This is a genomic window from Microbulbifer echini (genome assembly GCF_041447225.1).
Taxonomy (GTDB): Bacteria; Pseudomonadota; Gammaproteobacteria; order Pseudomonadales; family Cellvibrionaceae; genus Microbulbifer; species Microbulbifer echini.
The window spans coordinates 1-25822 of sequence record NZ_JBGMEL010000018.1; the positions used below are offsets into that span (position 1 = coordinate 1).

Below are 25822 nucleotides of genomic sequence, written 5' to 3' on the forward strand. Positions count from 1 at the left end.
ACATTACGTATATCTGGGTTCTGGAGCGGTGGTTGTACCTCGCGGTAGTTATGGATCTGTACTTTCGTCGTATTGTAGGTTGGGCATTCGACTCCCAGATGACCGATGAATTGACACGTAGAGCATTGAAAATGGCTCTAGAGCGACGAAAAATAAAGCCTGGACTAATAGTTCACTCTGACAGGGGTGTGCAATATCGTTCATAGAAATACCAGGATCTCTTGTCCGAAAGCAAGTGCAAGCCGAGTATGAGTCGCCAGGCTAACTGTTGGGATAATGCGGCAATGGAATCATTCTTTAGCAGGCTAAAAGTCGAGCTGGTCTATGCCGGAACATTCGAAAGCGAAGAGCAAGCAAAATCTGAGGTGTTTAAATACATTAAGATTTTCTACAATAGGGTTCGAAGGCACTCTGTATTGGGCTATGTAAGTCCAGCAGAGTATGAACGAAACTACGCATAGTTAGAGTGGTGGGCAAGACCAATATCATGATGAAATTCATCTGGATTGGAGTAATAGCTATCTATCTTACGTGATAGATAGGGTCCAGAAATATAAACATACTTTTACATCACGCTAGCTATTTCGCGGACCATACAGTGGCTAAGCTTATCGTAAGTCACAATATATCTAAAGGGAATTTAGTAGGCTCGCTACAGCCAATTTCTGAAATACTATATTTGCCTCTGATTTTACTGAGGAATTATATTGGAAGTTCGTGATGCCTGTTGGGGAGGTTTGGCCATATGTGCGAAGAATCATTTAGTAAGTGACAGCAGCATTGGCCCTTCGGACTAGACGGTTCGGTTGCCCCTCCAGGGGCGTTATATTTAAATAGATGACTGCCCACAACCTTGGTCAACTAATCCGAAGGTTTTATGTGGGGTGCAAGTATTTACTGAAGAAGAATGAATACAACTAAGTAATTTGGAGAATACTCTAAATCCGGACAGATATTGCATGGAAGAAAAAAGAATGAAAATGGCTATAGGGCTATGTGATAAGTGTGATTTTTTCTGCGAGTACGGAAATTCACTTTCGAATTTAGGCCGTTCAAGGCTTCTTGGAATATGTCATATCTGTGCAGTAGGTAGAGAATAATAGAAACAGGTAGAAGGGTGTAGCAAAATATATTACCCCTCTTCCGTAAACGTTATGCTAGTATTTCGTCTATGTCGGTGTCTCGATAGTCGGGTTGATGTAAGGAAGTTTTTTGAATGTCGAAAGGTAGGTTATTGGGGTTAGCATTGCTGTTACTAGCCTTGGGATTAATGGCTGATTTTTATAGCAAGATTCAGGAGAAAAAGCGTCTTCATCAGGCAGCGGAAGCGCAGGAGCAACGGGATAAAGAACAAAAAGCTCACCAGCGAAGAATGCAGGAACTTCAGGAGCAGAACCGTCAACGTGAGACATTAATCAGCCGCGAAGAAGAGCTGATGCGGCTTCGCCAAGATATGCTAATTCAGGCCAACAAGATTCAGAATAAGGCGCTACGCTCAGCCAATCTCTCTCAAGGCTTGCACATGGGTACCATACTTAAAGTTGCGGTGACTGAGTTCTATCAATTCCACGGACGGGTACCGGAATCTAATGGGGAAGCGGGTCTTGAGGAGCCAGAGGAATATGCCAAAGGCACTTTGACCTCAGCCGAATTGCGTGCTGGCGGCGTAATTGCGCTGATTTATACCGCGGATACTGGCATTGATGGTGGTGAGGTTTATTTGGTACCCAGAGAGCGAGCTTTTGGTCTAGGTTGGTCTTGCGAGTCTCCAGATTACCGAGATATTGATCAGCTACTCTCCTCTTGTGTTTATGCCCAAGGTCGGTATTAGTCAGCTGTTGACTTAGCCGCTCTATAGGCTCAGCCACAACAGCTATACAAGGCTGGATAGTTCGACTCCGAATCTGTAGCGGGGTAGCTTACCTTGTGCGTGGCCCGTGCGTCCCTATTGGCGCGCAAAACGTAAGTTGCACCGGTCAGAGGTGTTCAAACCGTATTAAAATTAAATTGTTATGCGGCTCTTTGAAGCCATCCAAGTGTTTGGCGAAAGCGGACTTACGTGAAATCAAGATAAGTTATGGATATGAAGCTATTCAATTCTTCATGTGGGACCACAATAGGAAATTTTGCATGTAAATTATCCATACTCGGTTAGGTATATACTTAAGAAGTGTGGTCGGTTGATTTAGATTTTTTAATTGTGTTTAACGATAAAATTAACTTTGCGTCTTTACTGTTGTAAAACCAAAGTCCCAGCTCATGGCGACGTTATATGAAACAATATGCAGAGTTGGCAATAAAAATTTTGCGGCATATCTAGCTCTAAATAATTTGGGAAATACCTTGCCGCTTCTCCTTGCCTCAGGAGCTTGGATCAACCGTGAAGGAGCACCGGTTATCCTTGTTGTCGGGTTGGCAGTTATTCCTATAATCATGGGTATACTGCTTTGGATATATGCTCCCAAGATAGCTGACAAAAAGATAAGTTCAAGTGTGAAGGATGATGCTATTTCTGAGGGGGGGTTAGTGGTCGCTGGTGTATTTCTCATTGGGGTCTACTGGGCATTGAAATCCGTGGGGATTATTCTTAGTCAATTTTTAAATAGCGGAACTGTAGACTATGGTTATGTCTCTGTGCTCTTAATTTCTGTTTTTCTTATTTTAGGCGGTAAATTTATTACCAATATGTACCATAAATTAAGAACTGCAGGCACAGGAGTATAATCGGGATATATAACTGATGGTCTATTTAGCATGCTTTTCGATTTTACTATATCTCTTGTACTTATATCGCGTAATAAGATGTCAAATTGGCTGTATTTGATAGTGGTTTTAAGGCTGGAGAGCGTCTCAATATCGTGATGTCTATATTTTATTCGATATTAATTTTTCTGACTGTTGGACTATTTATTGGAACTGTCATATATACAGCCCATGTCAGTGAGAAACCTTACAGAATTATGTCAATGCTTTCGTAGCATAGTAAGAAGCCTATTTTCTATATAAATCAATGAGCTGGGTTCTTGTGTGCGTTATCGGTCGCCTGCTATGATTGCGGCGATTCCCATGTCTTAGGTTTGAGAAACGACATCTGGCAGGGAAAGTTTGTAGGCTGGGTAAAAATCCAATGCAGAGAATATCAGGGAAACCTGGCAGCGGCGTTTCGGTAGACCGAATGAAGGTACCGATACCAAGGTCTACGTCCCTACATGCAACCCACGAAGCCGGTGCTGATGAAACCTTGTTAGAAAATAATCGGGCCAGCCCGAAGAAGACGATTCACCGTGGTGGCTAGAATTCAGACGATGTAATTAAGCAAACTTTTACTTGGCAGAGAAAGCTAAAAAAATGAAGTTACCACCCCGATCAAGTGCGCTGCAGTTTCCGTAGAAACAACTGAATCCGACTCTAAATAGGAAACCTCAACAACTCGGCAATGTCAATCTGCATATTAACTGCACCGGCGGTCATTTTCTTGACGGTGCCGTAATATATAACCTCCTCAAAGGTCATAAGGCCGATGTCGAAACCTGGATTGAAGGTATTGCTGCAAGCAGGGGCAGTGTGATCGCCCTAACCGGGGATACCGTAGGCATTGCCGAAAACGCCTATTGCCTCCTACACAACCCCAGCCCCACTTCCAGAATTGATGAAAGAACGCTAGAAAAACCAAGGGAATACTCGCCAAAGTAAAAACCACCATGATCGGCCTCTACGCCTCAAGTATCAGTTATCCTACAAGGAAATTAGCCGGGTAATGCATGGCGAGACCTAGTACATTGGCGCCGAAGTGGTAGAAGCCGGCTTTGCCATTTGTGCTACAACAGAATTTGAGATAGCCGGTAACTTTAACGGTGATCTCTTTAATCATTTAAAAAATCGTAAACTATGCCGAGTACTAGTCTCGCATAACTGGATACAATCGCTGATAATGGGGTCGCACTGTAGTATAAGTTAAAGATTAGCTAGTTACTGCGCCTGATATTCAAGCCTAAACACAGGTACAAAGCTACAGCTTGGTAATGCAGGAAAGTTAGAGCAGTAAGCGCAAAAAAGCTATCGTATCATAGTTATCTTTGTAATTACTTTGGGTGGATGAAAGGTTTACCTTGCTCAATTCCTATTGGCCTGTAAATTTTTTTCTATCTCTGTAGTGTGGTAATTAAAGGTTCTTAACTGAATTTCCTAATTTGAATCTTTCTTGTAAAAGAATTTCTAAAGCGCGGCATATTATGGTTTTTTTTTGAGCCTTGTGAACTTCTCCGAAAGGGTTCTTGCGGGGGGGGATAGGGAGGTGCTCTGTTGATAAGTCAGCAACCCGTACCGGTGAAATGATGAATAACGCATTTCTAGGATATCGGTGCTATCAGGTTTGGACCTCATCAGGTGACAGATTGATGAATTTTTCAATCTGAACCGATCCAACAGAAGATATTTGCTGTCCCTGTTAGGTATGGGAAAGAATATGGCAAATTATACGCCTAGACCGGTTAGTCTACACTCTGCTTTGGCTCCTGGATTCGGCATTGCAATCTAGGAATTGCGCTGAAAGAGTATATTCAGTAACTTTAAACTAAATAATAACCATAGACTGATGCGGCTTTTTTACTACTAAGAGCGCTTCTTCCTTAGGGGGAGGCTTGGCCGTGCCGAACTTGAGTGGTAGTTCAGTTCTAACAGTCCGTTGAATGGCTTTACGGAAACGCAAGGCGTTTACTAGTACTTTTGTGCTGATAGCAATAAGTACAGGGTTTTAGCCGCGTATATCAGTAGCAAATCACAATAAACACAATAATGAGAGAGAAAGCGATGACCCCGGAAGAACGATACGAGAAGGTGAAGGGCCTGCAGCCACTGGAGCTTCTCTACAGAAGAGAAGATGAAGAGCCAGAGACGGTATTTCTTCGTCAAATGCAGCGACGCCAGTGGCGGGATTACACTTGGCGCGAGGTAATGGACAGAGCCAGGCGTATCGCGGGTTGTTTGCGCAGTCGTTTTGAGCCCGGTGATCGTATCGCGATTCACGGTAAAAATTGTGCCGACTGGATTATTGTTGATGTTGGCATCATGCTCGCCGGAATGGTGAGTGTACCCTTGTATCCGGGCCAATCGGCCTCCTCTATGTCTTATGTATTAAAACACTCCGAATCAAAACTACTGTTTTGCGGAGCTACGGATAACAATGCGGCCCTGCAGGAGGTAGCGGACACCTTGCCTTCTGTAGCGATACAGCGTTGTGAAATTCACTGCGCAGAAGAGTTGGAGGCAGTCATAGCGACCAGTGAGCGCTATGAGGAAAGGCCGGTTTTCGATGCGGATGATCTCTTCACAATCATGTACACCTCAGGAACCACCGGTAACCCCAAGGGGGTGATGCATAGCTGGTCTTCAGTGAGCTTTGTAGTGCCCAATATGATTCGCGGCTATGGCTTTAACGAAAGCGATCGAGTTCTCTCTTATTTGCCGCTTGCGCATGCGGCCGAGCGTATTCTGGTGGAATTTCACTGCCTCTACTCCGGCACCCCGGTGCACTTCCCGGAGTCCCTGGATACTTTCCTGGAGGACTTGCAGCGCACCAAGCCCACTATGTTCTTCTCGGTGCCCAGATTGTGGACCAAATTCAAGGAGGGGATCGACGAAAAGATTCCACCCGCTTTACAGAATGTATTGCTGCGAATCCCTGGCCTGAGTACTTGGTTAAAAAACAAGGTGCGCACAGGGTTGGGACTGGATCAGGCACGAATGTTAGTCACTGGGGCGTCTCCCATTTCCATTGAACTATTGCGCTGGTATGAGCGCATGGGGATGCAGATTGCTGATGGCTATGGGATGACAGAAAACTTTATTTATGGCTGCTTTGTGATGCCGGGTGAAGATCCTGTGCCGGGTACCGTGGGTAAGCCCTATCATGGCTGTGAAGTTAAAATCTCTGGCGAGGGGGAAATTCTGTTCAAAAGCGGCGCTTTAATGAAAGGTTATTACCTAGAACCGGAAAAAACTGCAGAAGCGATTCGCGATGGGTATTACCATACCGGGGATTCTGGCTTTATTGATGAGCGTGGCCTTTTACATATTACTGGCCGCATTTCTGAAACTTTTAAAACCAGTAAAGGAAAGTTTATTCAGCCAAGTTTACTGGAAGGGCATTTTGGTAACGAAACGCTGCTGGCACAACTTTGCATACTGGGCCACGGTATGGATCAGCCGGTGATGTTGGTGACTTTATCAGAGTCCGCGGAAAAATTGCCGCGCACCGAAGTCAATGAACAATTGCGACGTGTCCTTGAGTCGGTCAATGAGCGGTTGCCGCAGCATGAGCGTATTCGCACAATCTTTATTTGCAAGGAGGAATGGACCCCATTAAACGAGTTCCTGACACCCACCTTAAAAATAAAGCGTAAAGTCCTGGAGTCACATTACCAGCCGCTATTTAAGCAATATGCGGATGCCTCAGGTATTATCTGGGAGCCGAGAGATATTGCCAGTACAGAAAAATTACAGGCGGATTTGCAGGCCGCCGATTAAGGCGATCTAAACGCCGTAATAAAAAAGCCCGCCAGTAAACCACTGCCGGGCTTTTTTATTGAGAAATTTTTTCTAAGGGCTGTTTGCCTGCTTAGTGCGTATAACTTAGGCAGTTTGTTGTGCTGTCGCTGCGTCCAACCTCAATACTGTCTGCGGAGCACTCGAAGTCGTCATTAAACTTGCAGTCTTCCATTTTGCAGGCACCTACACCGGCGGTGCGGGAGCTGCGGGTATGTTTGGAGTTTGTGAAGAAGGTGTCGCAATCGGGGTCAGAGCCCTCGCCTATAGTGATTGCCCGGGCATGGCAGGCATCGTTGGCATTATAGGCGCACTGGGTTGCGGCACATCTGCTGACTTCTGGCATATCTGTCGCGATAATCATGGCTGTCTTCTCCTAGTTGGTAAGTTGGAGACTAGTACAGGCCCTATCCATGTCAATGAAAAACCATAATTTTTGTAGGGTATTGGGGCTGTTGATTTATCCGAGGTTGGCAGGGAAAAATACTAGCGATCTCTCATGCCAGTTGAGTAAATTATCGGCACTTGGAGCTATAAGAATGAGTGTTTATAACCCTTGGGAATTAGCGCTGCTGCTGGCTTCCCATGCCATCAAGAGTAATTCAATAGTCTCGCCCGGCAGGGTGATACGGCGCTCTATTTTTAATCCTATTTTTTCCAAAAGTTTCACCGAGGCTAGGTTTTCAGGTTGTGTTATAGCAACGATGCGTTTTAAGTTTAGTTGCTCTCGGGCAAATACCATTACAGCGCGGGCGGCCTCCAGTGCATAACCTTTTCCACGATACTCGGGCAGAAAAGCAAAACCAATATCGGCATCATCGAGGCTATCTCGTTTAATTAGTCCACAGATACCAATGCCTGTGCCATCGGTGAGTGCGACTTTAAAAAGACCAAACTGGTGTTGGCGGTACATGATCATGGGGCCAGTTTGTATATAGTCGCGTGCTTGCTTTAGGTTGCGTACCCCCCGATCGCCAATATTCCGCAAGAAATCTGCATCGTTAAGTAGAAGAAGGATCAGTTCTGCATCAGCGTCTGACAGTTCCCGCAGTGTGAGGTTGGGCGTGTTTATTTGGAACATGTGAGCAAGAGAAAGGTTAATGGGTGTTTAGTTTCCCCGTTGGAATTGTGTTTGGCTAGATGTTTGGCGGGGAGGAGATGTGCCCCCTTACGGGGGCACTGAGTGAATCACTAACGCCGGATTAGAAGCGGTAGGTCACGTTCACTGATGCAGACTCAGCCGCAGGGCGGGAGGTCATGTTTGCACTCAAAGCGATGGACTCAGCGGCTTGCCAGCGAATACCGGCAATCAGGCCCATGCCGTCATCGAACATGCCCTGATCCACACTGGAGTAGCTGGGCATGGCATTCATGTTACCAGCCATGGACTTAACGCCCACTTCCAAGGTGTCCTCATCGGTGCCGTTGGTATCTTCATACCAGATTTGTGCGAAGGCGTTTACAGTATTCCAGCGTTTATTGGCGAAGGCACCAAAGCGCATGGTGGTGTAGCGTCGTTCCTGGTCACCGTAGTGCATACCAATCGGGTCGTATTCAGCGTCAGCTGAGTCGGTGTAAGTAAAGCCTTCGATAGCGTCTTCGGTATAACCGTCAACTTCCATGGAGGCACGGGTTACACCAACGAAGGGACCAAACTGAAAGCTGGATTCGCCGAGCAGATTGGCACCGGCGGTCAGGCTCAGAGTGGTGTTCTCACCGGAAGTATCTCCTTCCAGCTCTGAAGTGAAGCTGTTGCCGAGGGCCAGGGCACGGTTTACCTGGTCGAAATCCACGTCGGTCAGAGTCGCACTACCTTCCACGAAGAATATATCGTGGTGGAAACGGCCGAACAGGCTGTAGTTGGTAGAGGTGGACTCGATGTCGGAGCGGGCATTATCCACATCGATATCAGAGCGACTTACCGCGAAGCCCAGCTCCAGGTTGTCGCGCAGGGCGAAGGTCATACCAATCAGATTGGCGTTACTGTCACCGCTCATATCGGCGGCGAAGCTGTTGTCGTAGTCGATATCACCGAAAACACTGCCCGCGAATACACCGGTCTGAGCTTGGCTATAGCGTACACCGGCCAGGTTTTCATCCAGGCTATTAGTGTGGGTGCGTGCAGCCTGGGCACCGATATCCGGCAGCTGACCGGCCACCTGGGCGGCATTGACAATTGCGGTGTAGTAGTCGGCGAGAACCTGCTGACCAACCTGGGTGGGATGCACGGTATCGTTGAAGATTAGTTTGGAAGCATCGGGGGCCGTGCCATTTACACCGTATACTTCATGTTCAATGCACTCACCGCCGCTGCCGTCATAGCAGTACTGGCTTTGATCGAACTCTGTGGATAGGCCGAGTTGACCGGCATTATTCAGAGCCACTTTAAGCAGACCGGCCTGGTCGACCATCAGTACGCCATCGATATCTTTGGCCAAGTTCAGAAGGTTGGTATTAAAGCCTTCGGAGGCCTTGTTCGCACTTAGCAAAGCTTCATCAATGGCTGCTGTGAGTTTTGCGTTAGCTTCATCCTGGGTCATTAGACCAGCCGCTACAGCCGCCTCAAGTTGAGCTGCGCTTTCACTGGACTCAACAGCATCTTTAACTGCCTTATAAACAACTGGCGTCTTACTGATATCCGGCACATTGGATACCAGAATATAGTTAGCTCCTGCGTTGGATAGAGCGCCTGCAGCGCTCGCAAGCATGACTGATGCGACGCCTGCACTAACGGTAGCTTCTTCGATGCTTATTTCGCCTTTGGCAACACCTTTGAATCCGCTCAGCAGGTCATTACCACCGCCATTTACCCAGTAAAGGGCGTTGGCATCAGCTGTTCCAAGAGTAGTTTCCAGATACCCCCTCCCTGTGGGATGAGGATTACCGGTGGTGCCGGAGTCTGCAATGATAGTAGCCGGTGCGGCTTTAATCATTGCCTCTAGAACAGTAGCCTGAGCTTTGAGCTGTGCGGCAGTTGCTGCGTCCCCAGCGGCTTCATATTGCTCTGCGGCTGCAAGGAGCTGGGCAACCTTAGTAGGTCCCAGGAGTAATAACCCCAACTGATCTAAGTCCGCATACAATTCAGTCGCGGTCTGGCGTGTGGGATCTGGCAACAAGGCACTAGCGAAGTTATGCATGCTGGGATCGTAGGCCAGTCCGTTAGCTTCTAAATAGGCCAAATAGTTTTGAGTGCCAACAATATTTAGCAGGACATCTGCAGCTTTATGCCCGCCTACAGCCCAGCCAGTACCAATATTAGGTAGGGCACTAGCCACTTGCTCTTTTGCGGAAGTTAGCAGCGCCTCATCACTTAGAGTGTCGTCAACTTCAGGGAGGCACAAAGACAGCCCGGCGCAAGAGGGTGTGACAGAACCTAGTCCTAAGTTCTGAGATAAGATGTTAATAGCAATATCATTCGCGTCACCGCCATTGGTGAAAGCTTGGTAGTTACCTACATCGGTCAGGCTGTCACCAAAAGCAATAACTTGACTAAAGGCTGAATCTTCTGCGGTCGCAGAAATGCTGGTGAGGGATGCAAGTGCAATAGCCGCCGCAAGGCTGCGCTTGGCGTTGGGCATGGTTTTCTCCTAGTCGCGGTAATGGCACACCCGCGGAGACATCGGGAGGAATCCAGAGGAAACAACTGGGCGTGCATCTTTTATTGTTTTTTGTTCCTGTACCTCAAGGAAGTTCGGCAATACTAGCGGATTTGACCCAGACAATAAAATAAGTCACGGGCAAAGTGGCTGGCTGCTTGGTCACACCGGGATTGGAGTGGCCTCAAGGCACGCTACAAAGTGGCGCAATAGTACTGAATGATTGTTTTTAGGTAAATGCGCTACAACTTTTTATTTATTCGGTGCATGGTGCGGCTTGTGTCAGGGGAGGGCAAGTGTTTTCTCGAGTGGTAGGTACCCAGGTACCGTAAAATAATTTTTTCCCCAAACTCATCGGGGACTTTTTTAAAATATATACGAAGTTGCTGTTGTAGGTGGTTTCTGGTTATTGGAATTGAAGAATATGGTAAATGCTCGGCATAAGGTCAATTTGGCTGAAGTGCAGATTAGTGCTGTGCGCGCCCAAGGGGCGGGCGGTCAGAATGTAAATAAAGTCTCCAGTGCGATTCACTTGCGATTTGATATAAAAAATTCCTCTCTGCCCGAGGACATTAAATATAGGCTACTGCAGTTGCGGGACCAGAGAATATCTACTGACGGTATTATAGTTATCAAGGCCCAGCGTTTTCGCACTCAGGAAAAAAATCGTGCGGATGGATTGGAACGATTGCAGCAGCTGATTGAGGATGTATCGAAAGTACATAAACGACGTATTGCGACAAAACCCAGTCGCGGTGCAAAGGAGCGGCGGCTGAAAAGCAAAAACCGCCGTTCCCAGGTAAAAGCCATGCGCGGAAAAGTCAGTGATTAAATACAAGGGGGTACTCCTATAGCCCTATGTCTGAAATCCTTATAGGTAAGCGGGCAGGAAAAAAATATTTTTACCGTGAGAATTCAAGCGGCCACTGATTTATGACACCGATCTACAGGGGTGCACTGTGAAGAAGTAGATGATCCACAAAGCCTAGTTGCGGGATTATGATTCACTTTATTGCATAAGGCGCTTTAGTTCACCGAGGGTAAGGAGATCTGGCAACAAGATCTTGGTATTCCATGTGTCTTTGCCCCAGCTCAAATCTCAGATCTTCAATCTCGTGCCCCAGTTCACTATGGCGTAGTTTGAGGCGTGTGATATCGGCAAGTAAGGTAACTCGCTCTTCGCGAGTGGCCTCATCAGCCACGAGTAACGCGCCAATTTCAGTCATGTCATCCAAGAGGTGTTCTCGCTCCAATTCTCGGTCGTGAATGGCAGCCTCAAGTTCTTGCACCGCACTTTGTGCAGTAAAAAGATCCCGGCCAGTTTCATAACCACGCAGAAAGAGTCCCTCAAGGTCTGCGGGACAGACGCCATTGTAGTTTTCTCCGGCGCGCCCCTCGGAAAAGCCCCGCAGCTCTGTACAAAAAAGCACCAAGCCCTCGTCTCGTCCGCCACGATAAGCACTGGCGTTCAGCTGAATAGCATATTTTGCACAGGATTCCCGGCGTTTGCCCATGTAATCCAGCCCCCGCCCTTGGGCGCCGTCTTCATAACCCAAAGCCTGCCAGTCAGCCATGTGGCACTCATCTTCACTCATGGTGGCGCAGCCTGCGCTTAGGAGGATTAGGGTGATTAAAGGAAGGATTCCATATTGTAGCTTCACTGCCATGTCCTATTACCGGGCAAAAACACAGTTTAAAGAAGGAAACCTGACTGAAAGCTGAAGATACAGGCTAAGAGCTTAATAATTTGGAGAGAAAAAGGGATTACCTTGTGGCAAGAGGTGGATATCTTTAGGGGGATAGCGATTGAACCTTCAGTAGACACAGCGCTGTGCAGCCGGTGAATGGCGTTCTTACCTGTTCTTTGAGCTTTATAGAATCCATTTTATTGGATGGCTTTAGTAGGGGGGCATGGGTCAGAGATGATTTTGTGGTCTTCTAGATACATCTTTGGGTCCAGCCAAGAGGGTATTCATAGTGGCATGAATATATGAAGTAGTTATATATATTGGAAAACCATGTTTCGGCTATAAGCCACCCTGAAGGCTAGGGGTTTTTCTGATCTATTAAGTGATTACTAAAATCCAGATAATTAAAATATATCAATCAGGCTTAAATTTTATGTTTTCTGGTTGTGTTTGTTGTTTGGTTTTTTATTGAAGGGGGTAGGTGTCCATTTCAAAGATTGAATTATATTCAGTAATTTTTAACTTCTCTAAAGTCTTAAAAATTATTATTTGTTTTTTGGTGAATGGTGCTAAATTATTCAAGTACCGCTTGCTGGGTGGTGCTTGTTGTCTGTTTTTGGCTTGGAGTTAAATAAATTTCCACCCCTGCTTTTTCAAAATTTGAATAATAAAGATAGTTTCAATTGCCTTGCAGTATTTCATGCTGAGTCAGGTTGCGTCTTTAAGTTCAATGTTTGTGCGTTATTTGAATGTTGCCGGCGTTCGATTTTGCTGTTTGTGCAAGATTTTTGCATGAGGTTTCAGCGCCCTCCTGTGTTAATTGGGGAAATGCCGACTTGCGCGGGGGGGAATAAATCAATGTGGAGAAGATAATGAAAAAAATGATTTGTACATCGCTACTAGGGCTGCTTGCTGTGCCTGGTATAACTTTGGCGGAGGAGTTGTGGATAACGATCGGCAGCGATGGTTATCAAACCCTGAAAAAAAATAGTGCACTTGTGGCTAAGGAGTCTCTCAGCGCACAAGGAGAGCGCAACGGTATAACCATATTGAAGGTGAATGAGGATAATTTATCCGATATTTCTACGATTATGCATAACAGCCACAATCGCTGTGGTGGTTTTATGGTGCATGAATCTCTTCAGGAGGCGCAAAAAGCTCAGCTCTCACCACTGATTAGCACGATGAGGAGTGTTGCCAGTTATACCGTCGATAACGCCAGTGTGGTGAATGCTCTACAAGCGGAAATTTCTGAAGCAAATATCCGCTCGACAATTAATAGCCTTTCCAGCTTTACCAATCGTTACTACACCACTTCAACAGGTGTGGAGGGAGCGGAGTGGATTCGAGATAAATGGCAGGCATTAACCAGCTCTCGCAGTGATGCCTCAGTGCAGCTTTATAGCCATAGTTGGGCACAACCCTCGGTTATTCTCACGATTCAGGGGCAAACGGAACCGGATGAAATTGTGGTGCTGGGCGCGCATTTAGATTCCACCGTTGGCTGGGGTACGGGTGAGGGCACGAGAGCGCCAGGGGCCGATGATGACGCCTCGGGAATTGCAACCCTCACTGACGTTGTCAATGCCATAGTGGCAACAGGTTACAAGCCGGCGAAGACTCTGGCGTTTATGGGCTATGCGGCGGAAGAGGTCGGCTTGCGCGGTTCCGACGATATCGCCACGGATTATAAGAGCCAAAATAAAAATGTGGTCGGTGTCCTACAGTTGGATATGACCAATTATTATGGCTCTAATAGCGATATTTATATTATTGGCGATTACACCAATAGCGCACAGAATGCTTTCCTCAAAGACCTTGCTCAAACCTATCAGGGGAGTCTCAGTGTCGGCACCACTAATTGTGGTTATGCCTGCTCCGATCACGCCTCCTGGCACGACCAGGGTTATGCGGTTTCTTTCCCTTTTGAGGCCACTTTTAACGGGTCTAATCCCTATATCCACACGGTCAACGATACTCTTGCCAGCAGTGGTGGAGATGCCAATCACGCAGTGAAATTTGGCAAGTTAGCGGCAGCCTATGTGGCGGAACTGGCCAAAGGCGCTATCGGTGATGATCCCGGCCCTGATCCGGACCCAGATCCCGATCCCGATCCTGGCCAAGAGCAGACCGAAAACTTCTCAGGCAGTGTATCGCGTGGAGGGGAGGAAAATTATGGGCCGTTTAGTGTGGCGCCGGGTACGAACTTTGTGGCGAATATGACGGGCACTAACGATGCCGATCTATATGTACGTTTTGGGGCTGCTCCCACCTGGCGTTATTATGATTGTCGTCCTTATGAAAGTGGTTCCACGGAAAGCTGTAGTGTGCAGGTCCCCAGCGACGAGAGCGAGGCGTATATCATGATTCGTGGTTACAGTCGCCTGACTTCCAGTTTTGAGCTGGAGGTCACTTACACTCCTCAGTAACTTTAATCGTCCGGGTTGAAGGTATCCGGGGTGAGTCATCTCTTTACTTCGCCTGGCCGTAAGATGCCGGCTCGAATTTATGAATCTGCGATATTTCATGGATTCGAGTCGGTTTTTATTGCCCAGACAATCCCTGTTTCACATAAATCCAGAAAGTTATTGTTTACTCATTTTTACTTTTGATATCGGGAAAATGACACGATTGGCAGTAACGCCTGTTAGTTCGGTATATGAGTCGTTTTTATAGGTAAAATTAAGCGCCATCCATTTTGGTTTCTAAGGTAACTGTTGTCTAATCGGTTGAGGCAATTTGGTTGAAGATCAGTCCCTTGAGTCCTGTGGTCAAAATTAGCCGTGCACAAGACAAATTGAGCGAGTGCCAAGTGCCTAAATTGCAGGCCGGATCTCCGGCATGCCTAAGAATAATAATTGTGCATCACTAATCAGGGTATCTGGTGGTGTGCTGTCCGAATGCATAATGAAAGAGAGGACGGACAACATGCAAACTCACTTACTGAAACCTTTATCCCTGGCAATCGCCTGTACGTTGAGTGCACCGGCAACCTTTGCCCAGGATCAGGAAAGCTCAGCTTCTGCGGCAGATAATCGTGCCATGGAAGAGGTTATTACCACAGGCACCCGCAAGGAAGGAGTAGCTCCGACCGAAACCCTGTCACCGGTAGATGTTGTTGGTGGGGAAAAGCTCGCCGATCAGGCCAGCTTTGACTTGACCGATTCCCTGGCAAAAATTGCCCCGTCCTTTAACACTCAGCGCTTTCCCATTGCCGATGGTACGGCATTTATTCGCCCGGTGACTCTACGCAATCTATCCCCAGATCAAACCTTGGTGCTGGTTAATGGCACGCGGCGACACCGCTCGGCCCTAGTCAATTTACAGCTTGCTCCTCTGGGTACGGTCAATCAGGGCGCTCAGGCCGTGGACTTTGCCACTCTGCCATCTATGGCAATTGAGCGGGTGGAGGTGCTGCGTGACGGCGCCTCGGCTCAGTACGGCTCCGATGCCATCGCTGGTGTGGTGAACATTATTTTGAAGGATGATGCCGAAGGGTTCGGTTTCTCGGCGCAAACCGGTGAATATTTTGAGGGTGATGGCACTCGCAATAGTTTTGCCGCGAATGCCGGTTTTAATCTGTTGGACCGGGGGTTTGTAAATGCCACCGTGGAATATTCTAAGTCCGACAAAACCTGGCGAGGGGTTGCCCGTCCCGATGCGTTAGATGTAGGTTCTGTCGTTGGTCAAGACCTGGTGCCCCTTGATGGTTTGGGTCAACGCTGGGGGGATCCAGATGTGGAGGCCTTGAAATTCTTTGTAAACAGTGGCCTGGATATTAATGAAAATCTTGAAATATATGGAAATGTTGGTTACTCAACGAACGAAACCATTTCAGACTTTTTTTACCGTGGCCCAGTTTTAGACCCTGAGTACCAGTTTGAAGCACGCTCTACGCTGCAGAAAGATAGTGATGGTGATTTTTTGCCAGATCCGGCGCCTCAATCATTGATTGACTCGATTATCGGTCAGGGCTTGAACCCCTCCGACTATTTGGTGGCCGATGACTCCAGTTCCAGTGGCTATGTGCTACGCAACCCTATCTACACCCAATTTCCCGGTGGTTATAATCCGCAGTTCGGTGCTGAAATACATGACATTTCCGCCGTAGTTGGTGCTCGTGGAGAGTTTCAGAATGGTATGGCTTGGGATTTGCGCGCCAGGGTTGCTGAGAACGAAGTGGAATATGTACTGGAAGGCTCTATTAACCCCAGTCTCGGATTATTGTCACCCACAAGTTTTAGGCCGGGTACGCTGACCCAGGAGGAGTCGAGCTTCAATGCAGATTTTGTTAAGCCTATTGATATCGCTGGTTTAGCGTCTCCACTTAATATCGCTTTTGGGGCTGAATGGCGCGAGGAGACCTATTCAATTGGTGCTGGTGATTTCTCTTCCACTGAAGTTGGTCCTACCGCAGTTTATTTTGGCGTGGGTTCGGATGGTTTCCAGGGGTTTCCTAGGGAGGCTGTAGGTAGTTACAGTAGTGAAAGTATTGCTGTTTACATTGACCTTGAGGCAGACGTAACCGATGCGCTAACACTTGGTGCAGCAGTGCGAGTTGAAGAATTTGATGAGTTTGGCTCTACATCCAATTGGAAGCTCTCTGCTCGCTACGATATCAATGATCGTTTCGCCCTACGTGGCACGGTGAATACAGGCTTCCGAGCCCCCACACCTGGTCAAGTAAATACTTTGAATGTCACTACGACTGCAGACTCTAGCGGTAACCTGATTCCAAATGGTACTTACCCTGTGAGCCATCCAGTAGCCAAGGCGTTGGGTGCGGTGGATCTTAGCCCAGAGGAATCTACAAGTTTTACCCTAGGTGCGGTTTTCTCTCCGTTTACTAATACCAGTGTTACCGTTGATTACTACAACATTGATATCGAGGAACGCCTTGCATTGCGCAATAATAAAATCGGTGCAGAAGAAATCGAGCTACTGCAGAGTGCTGGAGTGGAGGATGCTGCCTTATTGAATGACAGCAATGCTAACTATTTTGTCAATGCCTATGATTCAAAGGTGTCAGGTATTGACTTAGCTATTACCAGTGACTTTGAAGTATTGGGTAATTTATTGGTAGTCGATCTGCGTCACAATCACAATCAACAGGACGTGAGTAATATTGCCGTCAATACCATCAACGCTTCCAGAGTTTTCGATCTTGAAAACCAAGTACCCAGTGATCGCACTACGCTAACTTTTGATTTCGATACCGGCAATCTGTTTAGCGGTTACTTACGCTTGAATCGCTATAGTGATTGGGAATCTACCGGTGGTCTTTTTGGGCCGGGCGATGCATCGGATACCTATAGCTATGGTAGTGAGATATTGGTGGACCTGGAGGCGACGTTTACCCTCTATGAAAATTATAAAGTGGCCATAGGTGGGGAAAACATCTTTGATGTGTATCCGGATGATGAACAGGATGGCACCTTGCAATTTCTAGGAGCACGCCATGCTTTGACCTCACCTTTTGGCTTTAACGGTGGTTTTTGGTATCTGCGTGCAAGTGCAGAGTTTTAATCTCTTGTAGTGCTTTATTCGTGGTTAGAGGGTAATCGACCGTTAACCAGCTATTCAGCGATTCCCTCATTAAACACAAACCCGGCATTAGCCGGGTTTGTGTTTAAAGTTTCCCAGCTTTTTTGGCTGGGAATCTAGTTGCAAGCATCACTTGCTAGAATCTGCGTATTGTAATCCAGTACCATCTGGGGTTTATCCGTAAAGACACCATCTACCCCCTGAGCGGCTAACAGCGTCAGGTCAACAGAGTTATTCACGGTAAACACGTAGTTTTTCAAACCCCGCCGCTTAGCATCGGCTATCAGCTGGGTATTGGTGAAATCCAGACAGGTATGTAGAGAATAGGCTTGTAAAGGTGTTGTACAGGCGGCCAGCTCTAAGGGGACGCCGCTAATTAAAACTCCGCGGCGGACTTCGGGGATGAGTCGCAGACACTGGTAAAGCTGCTGGTGATCAAAAGAGGAAACTATATATTGATCGAAGCTCGTACCGGTATCTCTGACAAAAGCGCGGACTTCCCTCGCCACTAAGCCGGTCGTATTTGGTCCCTTGATTTCTATATTGAGTTGGACGCGGCTGCCGATCAATTCCAGTACCTCACGTAAAGTGGGTATGGTATTGCCACAGGGCAAAGAGCGTTCGCGCAGTTCCTGCGGGTGTAAATCGGTAATCAACTCACTGCCGCAAAGCAATCTGCCCAGCCGTCTATCGTGTGTTACCAGGAGCTGTTCACCGATATTCCAGACATCGATTTCAATGCCGTCCACGCCTATCTCTATCGCATGGCGTATTGCCTGAAGAGTGTTTTCGCTAGCGTGCAGCTGGTAACCGCGATGGGCAAAACAAAAGAGAGTGCCTGGGTTCATTACCGGTTAATTCCCCTGCAAAGTTTCTGAGAGCCTGCCGCTGAATTATGGCAACTGGGTGATCGATCTACCAAAGTTTGTAGGCGCTAAGGACTGACAGACAGAGAAAGAATTCTATCAGTTGGTAAGCATAAGAAGAGGCGCTCGGGGGTCCCTCTGCGCTCTCTATCGTTGAGGTTTATTCCCCAGCCAGCGCGCGATAGCGGCCGCGATGGAACACCAGAGGTTCACCACCGTTAGTGGAAAACTCAAGAACCTCACCAAGTAGAATGGTGTGATCGCCGCCCTCAATACATTGGGCGCGGCGGCAATGAAAATAGGCTGCGCACTCATCCAGGCGAGGGATACCGTTCGGGCCCTCACTCCAGTGAATCTGCCCAAATTTATCGACCCCACGGCCGGCAAATAGGTTGGAAACATGTTGCTGGTCGGCGCGTAGTACATGTATGGCGAAGTGTTCGCGGGTGGTAAAAGCCTCGTAACCCAAAGATTGCTTGTCGATGCTCCAGAGCACCAGAGCTGGGTCCAGGGATACAGAATTAAAGCTATTGGCGGTCATCCCAGCCGGTTGGCCCTCGGCATCCTGGGTGGTAATAACGGTCACTCCGGTAGCAAAATGCCCTAGGGTGTCGCGCAACAGGCGGCTTTGCTGGGCGGAAGGTGTGATAGTAGGGCTTCTTTCTGTCGTCATACGATAGTTGCTTGTACAAAAACTGTGCTAGCAGGCCATTTTACGGCAAAAGCGTACTGATTGCGCGTTTTGCCTCGCAAGCTATTAAAAGAAGCTCGAATATTGTTATTACTTTGACTTGGCGTTCATTAACGGAAGGCACTCTAGAGTGAGCCTATCTCTCTTTGCGATTGCGGCGCCAGTCACGGCAAAGCCCAGTAACTCACCCTTGGGACTGCGAAACTCAGCACAGAGGCCCTCCGAATCGCCGGATATTTTCCAACTGCCCACAGCGGTTGGGGGCGGCGGGCACACGGTGGTGGGGCGCAGGGTAGTTTTTACTGCAACAGGGATGGCGCCATAGTAGACAGGGCAAGGCTCTCCACTCAGGGTTTTGGCCAATGCGCGGGCACAGGTCATCAGAGGGGCCACATAAAATAGTTGATGACCCTCTACCTCTGCGCAGTCACCAAGAGCAAAAATGTGTGGATCACTGCTCTGTAGTAGTCGATCAACGGAAATTCCCCGGTTAGTGTTTAGGCCTGCAGTTTCAGCCAAGGAGGTATCGGCTTCCAGCCCCAACGCTGCCAGGGCTATATCGGCTTGCAGCTTTTCATCGTTGTCGAGCAGGGCGTCTAAGCCCGTTTGATTGTGCTTCAGTGAACAAATGGTTCTGCCCAGGTGAAAATTCACACCGCTGTTTGTCAGTGTCTCCTGCAGATCGCGCCCGGCGGCTTCGGGCAGAAGGGTGGCCAGAGGCCAACCCTGAGGATCCACGAGCTCAACGTCAAAGCCGGCCTGTACTAGGTCGTTTGCAAATTCACAGCCAATCAGGCCTGCGCCGATTAGTAGAACTCGCTTATGCCCTACAAGTGCGGTGCGGAAGCGGTGGTAGTCTCCCAGATTGTTGATTCTGAATAGTCTCGCCTGGGCATCGCCGGCGATAGCGGGCAATTTGCGACAGCGAGCACCGCTCGCCAGTACCAGTCGGTCGTAGTGAATTTCTGCTGAGTGATTACCCGTTTCCTGTTGTAGTTTCAGTGTTTTTGTCTTTGGGGCGATTGCTGTGACATGGGTATGCACCAGAATTTCGGCGTCCAGTTCACGAGCCATCTCCTCAGCACTGATTTGGCTTAGCTGCTGGGCTGTTTTTCCATGAGAAAGAGATGCCGATAAGAGCGGCTTAGAGTAAAAGGCGCCATCATCCTTGGAAATCAGCAGTAGGGGGCTAGTGCGGTCGCGCTGGCGAAACTCCCGCGCCAGGTTGTACCCGGCGAGACCGGTACCGATGATCACCAGTGGGGCCGATGCTTCTGGCGAGGTTTTAGCGTGGGCTGGCTCTGTGTGACTGCTCACCGGTGCTGTAGAGGCTAGCACCATATCGAATTCTTCTTTACTTACCCCGCACTGCGGGCAGCTCCAATCCTCAGGGATATCCTCCCAGCGGGTGCCTGGCGCTATACCCTCTTCGGGACAACCGCTCGCCTCGTCGTAGATCCAACCGCAGACCATGCACTCCCAGATACGCAAAGTGGAGTTATTTTTTTCGAGCGATGGGGGGGAAGTAAGCTCAGGGATAGTCGTGTCTTTCTCTTGAATGGGGAGCGCACGCATGGCGAAATCCCGCTTACTGGCCCCACACTGGGGGCAACACCACTCTTCGGGTATGTCTTCCCAACGTGTGCCTGGAGCGATGCCGTCTTCGGGCCATCCTTTGGCCTCATCGTAGATCCAGCCGCAGTTTTGGCATTCCCACTGGCGATATTCAGACATGGTGTTTCCCGGGTCGCAAAAAGGCCCCGACTGCCAAGGCATTCGGGGTTGGATTCTGTTCAATGGGAAATATAAAGGAGTTTATTGGGGGGCGCTGTTATTTGGGGGTGCGCTGGGCAATATTGGTCAGCGCATTTTGGTAGGTATTTGCGATTTCTCCCGGGTGGCTAATGGAAATACCCAAGTCGTGTACCAGTCCATCTTTCAGTCCGTAGACCCATCCGTTGACCGAGAGTGGTTGTCCTGAGCGCCAGGCGTCGCGAACGATGGTGGTTTGGCAAATATGAATCACCTGCTCCAATACATTGAGCTCGCACAGTAGATCTGTGCGCTGCTGTTCCTGAAATAGGTCGACCAGGGTGTGGTGTTTGTCGCGCACATCTTGGATATGGCGCAGCCAATTGTCGATCAGGCCAAGTTGCTCGTTATGCAGGGCCGCCTGTACACCGCCACAGCCGTAGTGCCCACACACAATAATGTGTTTCACCCGCAAAATTTCCACGGCGTATTGCAATACCGATAGGCAGTTGAGGTCACTGTGCACCACAACATTGGCAACGTTGCGGTGTACAAACAATTCACCGGGCAACAGGCCGACAATCTCATTGGCAGGCACACGGCTGTCGGCACAACCTATCCATAGGTATTCCGGGGACTGTTGTTTTGACAACTTTAGGAAAAAGTCCGGGTTTTCCTCACGGGTGGCCTCGGACCAGTCTTGGTTATTTTTTAGTAGGTGATCTAGCGAGTGCAATGGCGTTGTATCCTGATATGACCAGTTGGACATTATGTTGGCAGGATAGCGAGTTTATTCCTGCGGGCCAAGGGGGTTTGAACTAACCTAAATGATGACTGATTTTTAGTGATGAGTCTTATATGGAGAAAAATAATGGCGAGGAGAAATAATACCGGTTCCGGCAGGCGACAGCGTACCTCCTTGCGCTCGGGATTTGCCGACCGACACCGCTTGCGGATGCGTCAGCTTCAAGCCCGGCGAACGCGCTTGCGAGGCTATTTGCCTTATTTGGGGGAATCGGTTGCGATTGAACTCGATGGTGAGGGGGAATTATCCAGTGATAACGCAATAGAAAAAGAACCCCTCGCGTAATTTTTTCGGTTCACAGTCAAGTTCCACCTGGGAGGTTCCTTTTGGGGGCAAACCAGCAGCGCTAAAATGGCACACTATTTAAGTCGGGGATAAATAATCGTCAAATTATCAAAAATTTGTTTACATAAGGCCTCTGATAATAATGCGTTTTCCCACCGGAAAAAAACGGAGAAGTAATAATGGCCTTGCTAACCCCGGAGATGTCTACTGACGTGCGCGTCGTCATGGCAAATTATGCAGATCACCGTCAAGCTGAGGATATCCTCTCACTGATGGATGAATACTCCCGTCATCCCTTTGGTGGTGGCGGGCCGCTGCCAGATAAGTGCCGTAGTGAATTGGTGCCCAAGCTGGCTGATTTTCCGGGAGCCTTCACAGTGCTCGCTTACGACGATACCCAGGCCTTGGGTTTAGTTAACTGTCTTACCGGCTTTTCCACCTTTGCCTGCATGCCCCTGATCAATATTCATGATGTTATTGTTCGTGAGGGCGCACGGGGACAGGGTGTTTGTGCGGCCATGATGGAATTTGTGGCGCGAGAGGCGAAAAAAAGAGGGTGCTGCAAACTGACCATGGAAGTACTGGAAAAAAACCTCCCGGCAAAGGATGCCTATCGCAAAGTGGGATTTAAGCCCTATACCCTGGATGAGGAATTTGGGCTGGCGGAATTCTGGCAGCGATATCTCTAAGTTTTTCGGGAGTGGCCCTGCACCACTCCCTTTCACGGATAACCTGTTTAGCGTCTTCCAGATAAGCGGCGATTAACAACGATACTGGACTTGCTGTAATCTTTTCTTTCTGCTGATTAGGTTGGCGAGTACAGCGCAAACCGCGATCAAGGAGACACTAATTAGCATCCCGAGCAGGGGCTGCTGTGGCTCTTTTTCATACAGCCAGCCGCCGAGGGCAAAGCCAATGGTATAGCCGCCGGTATGCATCAGGGCCAGCAACCCAAACAGGCGGCCGCCGCGCTGTTGAGATTGGCTTAAAAGGGCACTGTATCCGGGAACTAAAAAAGCGATACCCACCACAAATACCAGTAGTCCGGCAGCTGCGAAGAGGCTGCCCAGGGTGCTGGAGAGCAAGATACTCCCCATACACAGAGAGGCGACTCCCAACATAAAACTCACCTGCGGGGTTTTAAGCTTGCGTACCAGGGTTACCTGAACCAGGAATCCACAAATCGCCACTGTGGCCAGCAAGACCGCGGTGGCGGACGAGGCGCCCAGGGCGCTTAGGCCGTAAAGGTCCTTGAGAGCAGGGCCCATAATCACCTGCAGTTGACCGACACTGACGGTGCTGAGCAAGGCTGTGGCAAAAAGCATCATTGCTCCGGGGGGCAGTGAAATATGTTCTGCGGGCCTTGTATCGGGTTTACCGCTGTCGATCCTGGGTAGACCGATGGTTAGAACGAGCGCCGTGAGTGGTAGTAATATCAACCATGCCAAGGGCCAAAGTGCCCCGGCCAGCAGTGCAGGTAAAGCGAGCAAGGGTCCGAGTCCGCGGCCCAGGTTGGCTGCTGCACTTAGTCCTGAAAGTATCGACAAGCGCTTTTCCGGCTCGCCCAACTCAATGGCCCAAGCCTGGCAACAGGGATAAATAGCGGCGGCATTTAATCCATAGATAATCCGACTGATTGCCAGGGCTAAAAGCGCGTCACTTTCCTCTAGGTGCCCCAGCGCCATCGCAACGAGCAGCGCCACAAAGAGAATCTGGGCGAGTAGAGCGCCGCACAGGCCCGCGAGTAATATCGGCTTGCGGCCAATCCTATCCCCCATTTCCCCCCACAGTGGTCCGGCAATCATGAGGCAAAAAGTGCCTAGGGCCACCAGTCCACCAATACTGGCCAGGCTCAGGCCACAGCGCTCGACAATCAGTGGAATCTGAGTGAGCAGCACTACCTGGGCGGCGCCCTGGCTGGCCACCACCATATTGATTTTACGCTGGTGATTTTTTGGGGAATTCAGAGGTGGCCGCATCCGGGGCTCCGCAACAAATAAATAAAAGAAACCGCAAAGGAAAAGCGTGAACCTTTCCTGTGTAAGAGTTCACAGCCAGACAATTTCTCTAGCGGCGGGCTTGAAGTGCGCGGAATTTACCTGCATCATATACTAAATGCAAACCATTCTCACTTAGATTTAGCTCAAAAAAGAATCACCACCATGAATAATCCTCAATCCGATGCGGCTCGAGCCGGCTGTGTCGATGGCGATGCTTTTGCTCAAAACTCAGTTATGACCGCTGGGGATACTCAGGTCAATATGGCCGCGGAAAGAATGTCAGCCAACTGCTTCTTCAACGCACTGCTGCGAGAGACCGATAGTGGTACCTGGCACGAACAGGCTGACGAGCAGCTCCCAGAAGGTATCAGAGTGCCTGCGGTGGGGATTCCCTTGCCGGCAACCGGTGCTGAACTTTGGCTAAATGCTTTATATCGCAGTGAGTGTGGCCGGCACCAATTTGCCTTGCCCATGGTATGGCGAACAGCGGAAGGTGCCTGTAAGGCGATCGAGCTGGCTGAGGCCGCGCAATTGGTTGCACAAGAGCCCGCATTCTTCCCCGGTGCCGCGGCAGAGTCCAGGGCGCAATTCACCCGCCGGGTCTCAGCCAGTGTGAAAAATATGGCCCAGGCATTGGCCGCACGCAGCGCCGATACGGAAAAACTCTTTGGCCAGCCGCTGACATTTGCCGAGGCGGAACAGGCTCTTTTATGTGGTCATTCAATTCACCCAACACCAAAAAGTCGCGATCCTTTTACGGATACGGATGCCGAGCAATACGCGCCGGAATTTGGCAATAGCTTTACCCTGCAGTGGTTGGGGGTGGATCCTCAGTATTTACGCGGAGCCAGTGGGGCGCAAATTAGTGAGGCGCAGTTTGCCGATGTCGTGCGCAACGCCGATGGCGCTCCCGAGGCACCAGAAGGATTTGTTGCCATTCCGGCCCACCCCTGGCAGTGGCGCCAGTTGTGTGAAGATCCCAGAGTTGCCGAGTTACTTGCGCACGGAAAAATTATTGAGCTGGGTGAGGGCGGCGAATCCTGGCGCGCGACCTCGTCACTGCGTGCTATTTATAGCGGCAAGAGCCCTTATATGCTCAAGTTTTCCCTTAGTTTGCGGCTGACGAATTCGGTGCGCACCCTACAGCCCAAAGAAATGGTGCGTGGATTAGAGGTACTAAAGGTACGCGATACGCCGCTGGGCCAGGAATTTTCCAGCCGCTATCCGCGGTTTCAGGTATTGGCCGAGCCAGCGTATCTGATGCTTGCCGATAATCGAGGCGAGCAAATTATTGAAAGCCTGGTGATGTTCCGGGAAAACCCTTTCCTGGCAGAGTCGGCAGAAAATACCTGCCTACTGGCCACTCTCACCCAGGATCACCCGGATGGATCTCCCTGCAGGGCGGCCCAACTTGTTCAACGCCTTGCGGCGGAGGAGAGTATCTCTATTGAAGCGGCGAGTAAGCGGTGGTTTAACGCTTTCCTCGATGCAGTGATCGAACCTTTACTCATCGCCCAGGCCGATTTTGGTATTTTATTCGGTGCTCACCAACAAAATCTGATTTTGTCCTTCGACGGTGCCTTGCCTGTTTCCGGTTTTTTCAGAGACTGCCAGGGCAGCGGTTATAGCCGTCTCGGCGAAAAGCTGCTCAAGCCGTACCTGCCCAACCTGGCGCAGAGCAGTGAAAATGTAATTGATGAGCAGATGGCAAATCGCCTATTTGTTTACTACCTCATCGTTAACAGTTGTTTTGGTTTGATTTGCGCACTTTCCGCCGCGGGTTTGATTTCTGAGCGGGCGCTTTTGCGTCAGTTACGCGAGCGCTTGCAGTTACTGCATGAAGGTCAGCGTCGCGATCACAGCTGCCTGGAATACCTACTCAACTCTGACGAGATATGGGCTAAGGGTAATTTTCAGTGTGCCGTTATCGGTATGAATGAAACGACTACCGAAGATCCGCTCTCGATCTACCATACAATGCCCAACCCCCTGAAGGCCGTAGCAGAATCCGAAGTTGTCGACGTCTGATCCACGCGCAGATGAATATTGAAA

21 protein-coding genes are annotated in these 25822 nt (G+C 49.1%); 12 read left to right on the forward strand and 9 right to left on the reverse strand.

The window, feature by feature from the left end; genetic code table 11:
- The first annotated feature begins 11 nt into the window (after positions 1 to 11).
- The 6 genes from ACCI51_RS15975 (at position 12) to ACCI51_RS16000 (ending at position 6525) form a co-directional block, all read left to right on the forward strand.
- Positions 12 to 206, forward strand: coding sequence for a DDE-type integrase/transposase/recombinase (locus ACCI51_RS15975; RefSeq protein WP_371844518.1), 195 nt, complete (start codon positions 12 to 14; stop codon positions 204 to 206).
- A 15-nt stretch (positions 207 to 221) separates the two neighbouring features.
- Complete coding sequence (locus ACCI51_RS15980; protein WP_371844462.1) at positions 222 to 461, forward strand: transposase; 240 nt, start codon at positions 222 to 224, stop codon at positions 459 to 461.
- 755 nt (positions 462 to 1216) lie between these two features.
- On the forward strand, positions 1217 to 1831 hold the full coding sequence (locus tag ACCI51_RS15985; protein WP_371844463.1) for a pilin: 615 nt from the start codon (positions 1217 to 1219) through the stop codon (positions 1829 to 1831).
- 428 nt (positions 1832 to 2259) lie between these two features.
- A complete protein-coding gene (locus tag ACCI51_RS15990; RefSeq protein ID WP_371844464.1) occupies positions 2260 to 2724 on the forward strand; it encodes a hypothetical protein in 465 nt (154 codons plus the stop codon).
- 720 nt (positions 2725 to 3444) lie between these two features.
- Positions 3445 to 3693 (forward strand): ATP-dependent Clp protease proteolytic subunit, encoded by a 249-nt coding sequence (locus ACCI51_RS15995; protein ID WP_371844519.1) that lies wholly within the window; start codon positions 3445 to 3447, stop codon positions 3691 to 3693.
- Between the two features lie 1116 nt (positions 3694 to 4809).
- Positions 4810 to 6525, forward strand: coding sequence for an AMP-binding protein (locus ACCI51_RS16000; protein ID WP_371844465.1), 1716 nt, complete (start codon positions 4810 to 4812; stop codon positions 6523 to 6525).
- Between the two features lie 91 nt (positions 6526 to 6616).
- Here the strand turns inward: ACCI51_RS16000 and ACCI51_RS16005 are convergent, their stop codons facing one another.
- From ACCI51_RS16005 to ACCI51_RS16015, 3 genes are all read right to left on the reverse strand, one after another.
- A complete protein-coding gene (locus ACCI51_RS16005) occupies positions 6617 to 6907 on the reverse strand; it encodes a DUF1540 domain-containing protein (protein ID WP_299585742.1) in 291 nt (96 codons plus the stop codon).
- A gap of 183 nt (positions 6908 to 7090) precedes the next feature.
- Positions 7091 to 7624: a GNAT family N-acetyltransferase gene (locus tag ACCI51_RS16010; RefSeq protein WP_299585740.1), complete on the reverse strand. Its 534-nt coding sequence runs from the start codon at positions 7622 to 7624 to the stop codon at positions 7091 to 7093.
- Positions 7625 to 7745: 121 nt separating this feature from the next.
- Positions 7746 to 10121, reverse strand: coding sequence for an autotransporter outer membrane beta-barrel domain-containing protein (locus ACCI51_RS16015; protein WP_371844466.1), 2376 nt, complete (start codon positions 10119 to 10121; stop codon positions 7746 to 7748).
- A 442-nt stretch (positions 10122 to 10563) separates the two neighbouring features.
- Between ACCI51_RS16015 and arfB the strand changes: the two genes are divergently transcribed.
- A complete protein-coding gene (gene arfB, locus ACCI51_RS16020; protein ID WP_371844520.1) occupies positions 10564 to 10971 on the forward strand; it encodes an alternative ribosome rescue aminoacyl-tRNA hydrolase ArfB in 408 nt (135 codons plus the stop codon).
- A gap of 199 nt (positions 10972 to 11170) precedes the next feature.
- On the opposite strand, the gene ACCI51_RS16025 is transcribed toward arfB, so the two are convergent.
- Positions 11171 to 11713, reverse strand: a complete 543-nt coding sequence (locus ACCI51_RS16025) for a DUF2799 domain-containing protein (RefSeq protein ID WP_371844468.1) — start codon at positions 11711 to 11713, stop codon at positions 11171 to 11173.
- 986 nt (positions 11714 to 12699) lie between these two features.
- Here ACCI51_RS16025 and ACCI51_RS16030 point away from each other — a divergent pair.
- Both ACCI51_RS16030 and ACCI51_RS16035 read left to right on the forward strand, forming a co-directional pair.
- The gene (locus ACCI51_RS16030; RefSeq protein ID WP_299585732.1) at positions 12700 to 14256 is read left to right on the forward strand and encodes a M20/M25/M40 family metallo-hydrolase; all 1557 of its coding nucleotides are present in this window, start codon (positions 12700 to 12702) and stop codon (positions 14254 to 14256) included.
- A gap of 499 nt (positions 14257 to 14755) precedes the next feature.
- Positions 14756 to 17353 carry a TonB-dependent receptor plug domain-containing protein gene (locus ACCI51_RS16035; protein WP_371844470.1) on the forward strand — a complete coding sequence of 866 codons (2598 nt, stop codon included), beginning with the start codon at positions 14756 to 14758 and terminating at the stop codon, positions 17351 to 17353.
- A gap of 134 nt (positions 17354 to 17487) precedes the next feature.
- Here ACCI51_RS16035 and ACCI51_RS16040 read toward each other — a convergent pair whose 3' ends face one another.
- The 4 genes from ACCI51_RS16040 to can form a co-directional block, all read right to left on the reverse strand.
- Positions 17488 to 18219, reverse strand: coding sequence for a glycerophosphodiester phosphodiesterase (locus ACCI51_RS16040; RefSeq protein ID WP_371844471.1), 732 nt, complete (start codon positions 18217 to 18219; stop codon positions 17488 to 17490).
- Between the two features lie 178 nt (positions 18220 to 18397).
- Positions 18398 to 18910: a flavin reductase family protein gene (locus ACCI51_RS16045; RefSeq protein ID WP_371844473.1), complete on the reverse strand. Its 513-nt coding sequence runs from the start codon at positions 18908 to 18910 to the stop codon at positions 18398 to 18400.
- 108 nt (positions 18911 to 19018) lie between these two features.
- Positions 19019 to 20662 (reverse strand): FAD-dependent oxidoreductase, encoded by a 1644-nt coding sequence (locus ACCI51_RS16050; protein WP_371844475.1) that lies wholly within the window; start codon positions 20660 to 20662, stop codon positions 19019 to 19021.
- 97 nt (positions 20663 to 20759) lie between these two features.
- A complete protein-coding gene (can, locus tag ACCI51_RS16055; protein WP_371844521.1) occupies positions 20760 to 21416 on the reverse strand; it encodes a carbonate dehydratase in 657 nt (218 codons plus the stop codon).
- A 135-nt stretch (positions 21417 to 21551) separates the two neighbouring features.
- On the opposite strand from can, the gene ACCI51_RS16060 reads away from it, so the two are divergent.
- Positions 21552 to 21770 (forward strand): hypothetical protein, encoded by a 219-nt coding sequence (locus ACCI51_RS16060; RefSeq protein ID WP_371844476.1) that lies wholly within the window; start codon positions 21552 to 21554, stop codon positions 21768 to 21770.
- Between the two features lie 179 nt (positions 21771 to 21949).
- Positions 21950 to 22459, forward strand: coding sequence for a GNAT family N-acetyltransferase (locus tag ACCI51_RS16065; RefSeq protein WP_371844477.1), 510 nt, complete (start codon positions 21950 to 21952; stop codon positions 22457 to 22459).
- A gap of 72 nt (positions 22460 to 22531) precedes the next feature.
- Here the strand turns inward: ACCI51_RS16065 and ACCI51_RS16070 are convergent, their stop codons facing one another.
- Positions 22532 to 23749 carry an MFS transporter gene (locus tag ACCI51_RS16070; RefSeq protein WP_371844478.1) on the reverse strand — a complete coding sequence of 406 codons (1218 nt, stop codon included), beginning with the start codon at positions 23747 to 23749 and terminating at the stop codon, positions 22532 to 22534.
- Positions 23750 to 23932: 183 nt separating this feature from the next.
- Here ACCI51_RS16070 and ACCI51_RS16075 point away from each other — a divergent pair, with 183 nt between their 5' ends.
- Positions 23933 to 25798, forward strand: coding sequence for an IucA/IucC family protein (locus ACCI51_RS16075; protein WP_371844479.1), 1866 nt, complete (start codon positions 23933 to 23935; stop codon positions 25796 to 25798).
- Positions 25799 to 25822: the final 24 nt, after the last annotated feature.